Source organism: Frankia sp. CcMO1, assembly GCF_977945845.1.
This window is the reverse complement of the sequence record NZ_CDWTMG010000254.1, coordinates 1-6,712: the sequence shown is the minus strand read 5'-3', so window position 1 is coordinate 6,712 and position 6,712 is coordinate 1. Positions and strand designations below refer to the sequence as shown.

Annotated in this window: 7 protein-coding genes and 2 pseudogenes; 5 read left to right on the top strand and 4 right to left on the bottom strand. The window is 70.0% G+C overall.

Going from position 1 to position 6,712, the window contains the following annotated elements:
• Positions 1 to 97: 97 nt before the first annotated feature.
• Both AC08OU_RS21055 and AC08OU_RS21050 read left to right on the top strand, forming a co-directional pair.
• Positions 98 to 805, top strand: a pseudogene (locus tag AC08OU_RS21055) (ABC transporter substrate-binding protein); the annotation flags it as partial.
• Positions 732 to 1,031 (top strand): annotated as a pseudogene (locus AC08OU_RS21050) (ABC transporter substrate-binding protein); the annotation flags it as partial. The pseudogenes AC08OU_RS21055 and AC08OU_RS21050, both read left to right, overlap by 74 nt.
• Here the strand turns inward: AC08OU_RS21050 and AC08OU_RS21045 are convergent.
• Together AC08OU_RS21045 and AC08OU_RS21040 are read right to left on the bottom strand one after the other, a co-directional pair.
• On the bottom strand, positions 995 to 1,858 hold the full coding sequence (locus AC08OU_RS21045) for a DUF2142 domain-containing protein (protein WP_476601787.1): 864 nt from the start codon (positions 1,856 to 1,858) through the stop codon (positions 995 to 997). The pseudogene AC08OU_RS21050 and the gene AC08OU_RS21045 overlap by 37 nt on opposite strands.
• Positions 1,798 to 2,961 (bottom strand): DUF2142 domain-containing protein, encoded by a 1,164-nt coding sequence (locus AC08OU_RS21040; RefSeq protein WP_476601786.1) that lies wholly within the window; start codon positions 2,959 to 2,961, stop codon positions 1,798 to 1,800. The genes AC08OU_RS21045 and AC08OU_RS21040 overlap by 61 nt, the downstream gene beginning before the upstream one ends.
• 296 nt (positions 2,962 to 3,257) lie before the next feature.
• On the opposite strand from AC08OU_RS21040, the gene AC08OU_RS21035 reads away from it, so the two are divergent.
• Entirely contained in the window at positions 3,258 to 3,614 is a 357-nt protein-coding gene (locus AC08OU_RS21035) for a winged helix-turn-helix transcriptional regulator (protein ID WP_476605617.1), read from the top strand.
• A 150-nt stretch (positions 3,615 to 3,764) separates the two neighbouring features.
• On the opposite strand, the gene AC08OU_RS21030 is transcribed toward AC08OU_RS21035, so the two are convergent.
• Complete coding sequence (locus tag AC08OU_RS21030; protein WP_476592751.1) at positions 3,765 to 4,331, bottom strand: YceI family protein; 567 nt, start codon at positions 4,329 to 4,331, stop codon at positions 3,765 to 3,767.
• 243 nt (positions 4,332 to 4,574) lie between these two features.
• On the opposite strand from AC08OU_RS21030, the gene AC08OU_RS21025 reads away from it, so the two are divergent.
• Together AC08OU_RS21025 and AC08OU_RS21020 are read left to right on the top strand one after the other, a co-directional pair.
• Complete coding sequence (locus AC08OU_RS21025; protein ID WP_476601784.1) at positions 4,575 to 5,039, top strand: molybdopterin-dependent oxidoreductase; 465 nt, start codon at positions 4,575 to 4,577, stop codon at positions 5,037 to 5,039.
• Between the two features lie 125 nt (positions 5,040 to 5,164).
• A complete protein-coding gene (locus tag AC08OU_RS21020; protein ID WP_476605618.1) occupies positions 5,165 to 5,395 on the top strand; it encodes a hypothetical protein in 231 nt (76 codons plus the stop codon).
• Positions 5,396 to 5,749: 354 nt separating this feature from the next.
• Here the strand turns inward: AC08OU_RS21020 and AC08OU_RS21015 are convergent, their stop codons facing one another.
• Positions 5,750 to 6,370 carry a hypothetical protein gene (locus tag AC08OU_RS21015; RefSeq protein WP_476601782.1) on the bottom strand — a complete coding sequence of 207 codons (621 nt, stop codon included), beginning with the start codon at positions 6,368 to 6,370 and terminating at the stop codon, positions 5,750 to 5,752.
• Positions 6,371 to 6,712 lie beyond the last annotated feature (342 nt).

The following is a 6,712-nucleotide window of genomic DNA, read 5'->3' as shown; positions in this document are numbered from 1 at the left end:
AACCAGCGGCTACGAACACGCTGCGCAACCACCCGCCGAGCCCGCAGATGCCTCAAACCCGCTTAACTTCGAAGAGCCGCTTTACCCCGACTCGGGGGTGCTCGTGCCCTTCTCCGCCGCGCGAGCCGGCCTCGACGCCCGGATCGGGCTGGCCAACGAGCGTGGCGGGGTACACGGCCGGAAAATCGTGTACGATTGGCGAGACGATCAGGGAACCGCCGAGGCGAATGCCATCGGCGTGCGGGAACTGGTCGAGGAGAGGAAGGTCTTCGGCCTCCTTGAGTTCACCCTGGCGGCGAGTGGCAGCGCGTCGTACCTCGCCGAGCAGAATATTCCGGTGGCCGGCGTGGCGGCTGAGGAAGTCTGGTCGAAGTACCGGAACATGTTCTCGTCGTTCTACATCACCGGATCCGCCATCGACACATACGGCAGGCTCGTCCAGTCACGTGGGGGAACCAGGGCCGTTCTGCTCAGGACCGCCCTGTCGGCCGGGATCGCGGACACCGGAAGCAAGATCGTGCAGAGCGTGCAGTCAGTCGGCATCCCGGTCGTCGACGAGGTGAGCTACACGGCGAACGCCGACAGCCCGGCGGCGATCGCCCAACGGATCGTCGCGGCTCGCGCCGATACCCTCCTCACCGTGGTCGACGCCCATGAACTCCCCGCCGTGCTGAACGCGATCCGCGCCGCCGGTGGGAATCCCACGGTGATCCTTGCCGCCAGCGGCTACGATGGCCGACTGCTGCGTGATGCGGGCGCCGCCGTTGCCGGCGTCACGGTCCCGGTTTTCCACCGGCCCTTCGAGGCCGGCGGCCCTCCCATCACGAGCTACATCGACGCGATGCGGCGCTACGCCCCCCCAGCGGGAGGACCCGGAGCAGGAGATCACGATGATGGCCTACATCAACACCGACCTGTTCCTGCGCGGTCTGGAGGAGGCCGGGGACTGCCCCACCCGGCAGGGTTTCGTCGACGGACTGCGGTCGGTGACGAACTACGATGCCGGCGGCCTGATCCAGCCGATCGACCTCAGGAACAGTCTGGGCCGGCAGAGCACCTGCCTGGCCTTCGTCCAGGTCAACAATGCCGGTACGGCCTTCGGCGTCGTGGCGGAGAACCTGTGTGGCAAGGAAATCATGGCCGGTCGGGCCGCCTCGTGACCCGGGCCGGCCGGGCCCTGATCTGACGCGTCCCCGCCGCCGGGCGATGCGGGCGAACGCCGCGGCCCGGCCGCCGCCGCGGCGGCGGCGAGCAGGCAGCAGGCACCGGCTCCCGCCAGGGCCATCCAGGGGACCCAGCCACCCGGAGGATTCCACTGCGACGAGCCCAGGAACCAGGCCGGTCCATAGATGCCCACGGCGCTGCGGTGCCAGTCTGTCCACAGGCCGACGGTATGCACCGCGACCACCGCCATGACGGCGACGGCGGGCCCCGCCCGGCGCAGGGCCGCGGGGATGCGCGCGGCCCGCCGGGTCAGGATCTCCCCGGCCGCCAAGGGCACCAGCACCGCGATCGGCAGCAGGTACCGCCCGTAAACCGGGAAGCGCGTCTGCCGCAGGACCAGCACGTCGAGCGCCACCGCCACCGCCACCACGCCGATCAGCACCGCGCCGAGGCGGACCTGCTGCCGCCAGGTTCCCACGACGAACGCCGCGCCGAGCAGGCACGCGCCCCATGTCCAGTAGGCGAACGAGGGCATCCGCAGGCTCGCCCAGCCGAACACCCCGACCCACTGCCGTGCCCAGGCGGGCGCGTCGGACGACAGCTGCCGCAGCCCCTGTTCCGCGAGCTCACGGCTTATCCCCGGGTGCGGCTGCACGCGCTTCTCCCAGGCCGCGGTCGCGACGACCCCGGCCACGGAGAGGGCGACCCACGGAACCGAGAGCCACCCGACCAGCCGGTGCCGCCGGGTCCCCTCCGCTGGCCGGGTCCCTTCTGCTGGCCGGGTCTCTTCTGCTGGCCGGGGCTGCTCGACTGGCCAGGGCTGCTCGACGGCGGGTACCGCATCGACGGCCCGCGCCCGCGCGCGGGGGCCGCGAGACCGACGGCGATCACCGGGGTGAGCAGCACCCACAGGGGGCCGGACGGCCGGGACAACGCCACCAGCGCGGCGACGAGGCCGAGGACGGGCCAGATCCACCTCGGCGGCGCGCCCGGTCGACCGAGCCGCAGCGCCAGGGTGAACAACGCGGTCGCGCCCGCGATCTCCATCCCGTTCGTGCCGAGGACGGAACCCAGGAACAACGCCATCGGCGAGACCGCCAGCAGCACGCCGCCGACCGAGAGCAGTCCGGCGCGGGAATCCCAGGAGGCGAAGATGATGATCGCCAACAGTGTCACCACGATGGCAGCCGAGGTCGCCCGCCCGGCGTAGAGCGCGCCGTCCGCCGTGTGCGTGCGGGTCATCACGGCACCCTCGACCGCGTAGAGATAGGGCTCATAGGTGCCCACGTAACTGAGGGCCCGCGTCGCCGCCGGCCGGGAGTGCGGACGGTCGAGGCACGCGACGGACAGCCAGTCGCGGAAGAGGTCGCAGGGGAACCCCGCCGCGCCGGGGTTGAGCCCGGCGGGCAGGGCGAAGACGCGGCTGTTGCGATTGATCCAGTCGATCCGTTCGGTGCGGCCCGGTCCGTTGCCGAACGACGGATGTGCCAGCCGGCCGGGTGTTCCCGTCCATTGCCCGGTGCCCGCGCCGACCGCCTTCACGAAGTGGGCGGGCTCGTCGGGGCCGAACCCCGGCGGGTTGGTGCCGACCCAGGCGGCGACGAGCAGGAGGAACCCCGCGACGAGAAGCCGGGGAGGTAGCCGGGACGCACCCGGGGACCGGCCGGCCGTGCCACGCAGCCGGCCCCGCCGACCACTTCGGCCCAGCCGACCCGGCCAGCCCCGCCGGCCACTCCGGTGAGGCGCGGCACTGCCGGGAGTGTCCGTCGTCGAACGGCACTCCGGTACACCGGCCATGACTCCCCTGCCGCGCCCCGACGCCCGATGGTTCCCTCACCCCATCGCATCCTGTCGCGCCTATCTAACTCCACTGCATGATTGGCGGATTGGCGGGACCGGGCCGGTCTTCCGCGGGTCGCCACCAGGACCCGCCGGTTGGGCTTCACCGGCACGCCGGCCTACGCTCCCGATCCCCGCCGGGTCGTCCGGGTGGGTGTGACAGCCTGAGTTGGTCCCACATGGGGGCCTGTCCTGCGTCGTGACCTGCGATGCGTCGGGGCACCCATGATGCGTCGGGCATCTACTATGACCGGATGGTTGCGAGGCCGGAGGACGGTGTGAGCTGTCAGGCGCTGACTCCGGTCTTCGCGCTGCTGGGGAAGCGGTGGAGCGGTCTGATCATCAGTACGCTGATGGCCGGCCCGGCGAGGTTCTCCGAGATAGCGAAGCTGGTGCCGGGGGTGAGCGAGCGGATGCTGTCGGGCCGTCTCACCGAACTCGTCCAGGCCGGCCTCGTGGAGCGTGAGGTTCTCGAGGGGCCGCCGGTGGCAACGCGTTATCGGCTCACCCCGCGGGGCGAGGGGCTGCGGACGGCGCTGCACGAGCTGGAGGTATGGGCGCAGGAGTATCTCGTCGCGCGCGGGGAGCCGCCGTTTCCCAGGACTCCTTGACCGGGGCTTGCTGACCGGGGCTTGCCGGGCCGGTACCCGCCGGGCTGGTACTTGTCGGGCCGGTGGAGGTGCCCACGGTCCGTCGCGAGCCCGGATGATCTCGGGGCGCGGGCTCGCGACGGCGCGGGACCGGTTGGGGAGCCGGGTTGATCAGGGGGCGATGAACTGCAGGTCGAGCTCGATCTTGACCTTGTCGGAGAGGGCGAGCCTGCCGGCACCGAGCGGCAGGTTGAAGGTGATGCCATAGTCGCCGCGGCGGATCTCCGTCGTCGCGGCGAAGCCGGACCGGACGCGGCCGTCTACGGGGTGAGTGTCGACCCCGTAGAACTCGACCGCCAGGGTGACGGGTCTGGTCACTCCGTTGATCGAAAGATCGCCGGCGAGTTCGTACTCCTCGTCGCTGCCCGTGACGGACGTCGAGGTGAACGTGATGGACGGGTGGGACGCGAGGTCGAAGAAGTCGGCGGAACGCAGGTGCGCGTCCCGGTCGGGCTGGTTGGTGTTGATCGAGGCCAGGTCGATCTCGGCGCCGACGGACACCGACTCCAGGGTGTCGCCGACCGACAGCGTCGCGGAGAACGTGTCGAAGCGCCCGCGGACGTTGGTGACGCCGAGATGGCGGACCTGGAAGTTCACGCCCGAGTGCGCGGGGTCGAGCGTCCAGGTACCGGCGGCCAGGGGCAGCGGAGCGATGTCGGACGGGGATGGCGCGGTCATGGGACCTCCAGGTCGATGATCGACGGATGGGGCGGTGGCCGTTGCGGCTGCAACGGTACCCCTACAAAACATTAGTAGCTAACGAAAGACAAGGGGTAGTGGGGTCCTGGACCGCTGCCGGTTCAATGCTGGTGCTGGTGCCGGTCCTCATGGGGGTGTCAGTCATGCCGCGTAGGCGGAGTGAGGCTTTCGAGGCAGCGGCCGGGGTGCGCGTGGCCGGAGCCGCCGGTGGGGGAGCGGTCGGTGGCGGAGTTCTGTGAAAACGGCGCGAAGGCGGTGGCGGAGGAGGCGACGCGGGCCCGGGTGGGCCGGGAGTTCTTCGCCGCGCATCCGCTGGCGGATCTCGCGGGTCGGTCCAGGCGCTGGCTGGGGAGCCGGGGTCGGATCATCGAGCCGATGTTCAAGGCGCCGGGTGCAGACCGGCACGCGCCGATCGGCTGGGACGAGGCATTCGGGATCATCGCGGGGGAGCTGAACGCGCTGGACAGTCCGGATGAGGCGGTGTTCTACACATCGGGTCGGACGAGTAACGAGGCGGCGTTCGTCTGGCAGCTGTTCGCGCGGATGGTGGGGACGAACAACCTGCCGGACTGTTCGAACATGTGTCACGAGTCGTCGGGGGCGGCGCTGTCGGCGACGATCGGGATCGCTCCAGCCTGCTCGGGCGGGGCACGACCCTGGCGGATCAGTTCCTGCAGATCCGGGTGAACGGGGACCCGGCGTTGTTCCAGGCGCTGACGGTCAACACCTGCGAGGTGCTGCGGGTCCCGCCGGGACACCTGCTGCTGCAGGCTGTCCGTCCCCACGACCAGTACAACACGACGATCTACGGCATGGACGACCGGTACCGCGGGGTGCGCCGCGGCCGGCGCGTCGTGTTCGTCCACCCGGACGACCCCGACGAGCTCGGTATCGCCGACGGCACCCACGTCGACCTCGTGCGCCCACTCGAAACCCCGGCGCAGGGTGTGTCCCGACGGCTGGTCTGCTGGTCTGCGTCGTGCGAGACCGGGTTCTTGACGGCGGTTGCCGGGAGGATACGGCGCTCCCAGCCGAACAGGTAGAGCAGGATGGAGACGAAGGTGAACTTGAAAAGTTCGAAACCCTGTGCGGAGTTGATGAGGGAAGCGACCAGGAAGGGTATGAAGAGGGCGGCCGATGCCGGCCGTCCGGCCAGCCGCAGCAGGATCAGGAAGACCGCTGCCAGAAGAGCGCACGCGCCGATCCGACCGAAATCGAACAGCCAGGCCACGTAGAGGGAGTTGGCCGCGTAGTTCCGGCCGTCACCGTATTTCTTGGCGAGATAGACGGAGTTCGAGTTCGGGCCGTAGCCGATGTTCGGATGACCGTTCTGCCGGGCCTCGGCCATGACGATCCGCGCGCTCGTGTAACGGCCGTTGGCGGTGGCGGGTGCTGTGTCATTGCCCAGCGCGCCGAGTCCGGCGACGAGCCGGCCGAACGCGACCGTCAGGCCGTTGTTGCTGGTCAGGTAGCCGGCCGGGGGCGAGGACGATCGTCCGGCGGCCCCGGGCAGCCACCGCTCGAACCCCGTTGAGATAACAGAAGGCCAGGCTGATAGAGGCGGTGAGCAGGACCGTGGGTGATTTGGTCAGCAGACCGGCGAGGACGACGAGTGCCAGGTTTCGCCACGACCTGCGCCGGACCGCCAGCAGGATCAGCATGGAGATGACCGGGGCCCAGGACGAGGGCTCGGCCAGCAGCCCGCGCAGCCGGGGCGTGCCGCCGGCGCCGGAGTCTACCCACACCGGCGCCGGTAGGACGGCGGCGACGGCATAGCCGGCCAGAGCGATCCACACGCAGCCCAGTGACATCCGCCAGAAGACGTGTTCGAGGTGGCGGCGATCGAAGAAGAATGCCGCGAAGACGGCGATTGAGGCGTAGAAGACGCCGAACCGCAGGCTTGCCGCGAGGTATTCGGCCGCGCGGTCCGGGGCCACCGGGGCCACCGGGGCAAGGGAGTAGAAGCACATGACCGTCGCGATGAAAAGTACGGCCAACAGGCTGCGCAGCGCGTTCAAACACCCAGATCGCCAGCCGGGCGGCCGGCCCGATCAGCTCGTTCTGCTGCGTCTGCTCCGCGGTTTTGGGGCGGTGTCCAACATCCCGGGGGAGCCGGCGGAGGTCGGATCGGGGGCAATCGTGACCGATCTCATCGCCGGCACCGTGGATTTCCCCCAAGGGGCATAGACGCCGTGATTTTCCCGAAGCCAATGTGGAGCATGCTAGCAGCCACCGGAGCGCTTTCTCCCGGCATCCCTCGGCGGTGGGCGCGGGTGTCGCCACGGCGACCCTTTCCGGGGATCGACTGCCTATAACCGGTCCTTCGCGGGCGACGCACGCGTTCAGGAGTCGAAATGAAA

Excerpts from the sequence above, each read along its gene's own strand:
- AC08OU_RS21040 (WP_476601786.1), bottom strand. The coding sequence starts at position 2,961 with ATGGCCGGTGTACCGGAGTGCCGTTCGACGACGGACACTCCCGGCAGT.
- AC08OU_RS21030 (WP_476592751.1), bottom strand. The coding sequence starts at position 4,331 with ATGACCGCGCCATCCCCGTCCGACATCGCTCCGCTGCCCCTGGCCGCC.
- AC08OU_RS21020 (WP_476605618.1), top strand. The coding sequence starts at position 5,165 with ATGGACGACCGGTACCGCGGGGTGCGCCGCGGCCGGCGCGTCGTGTTC.
- AC08OU_RS21035 (WP_476605617.1), top strand. The coding sequence starts at position 3,258 with ATGGTTGCGAGGCCGGAGGACGGTGTGAGCTGTCAGGCGCTGACTCCG.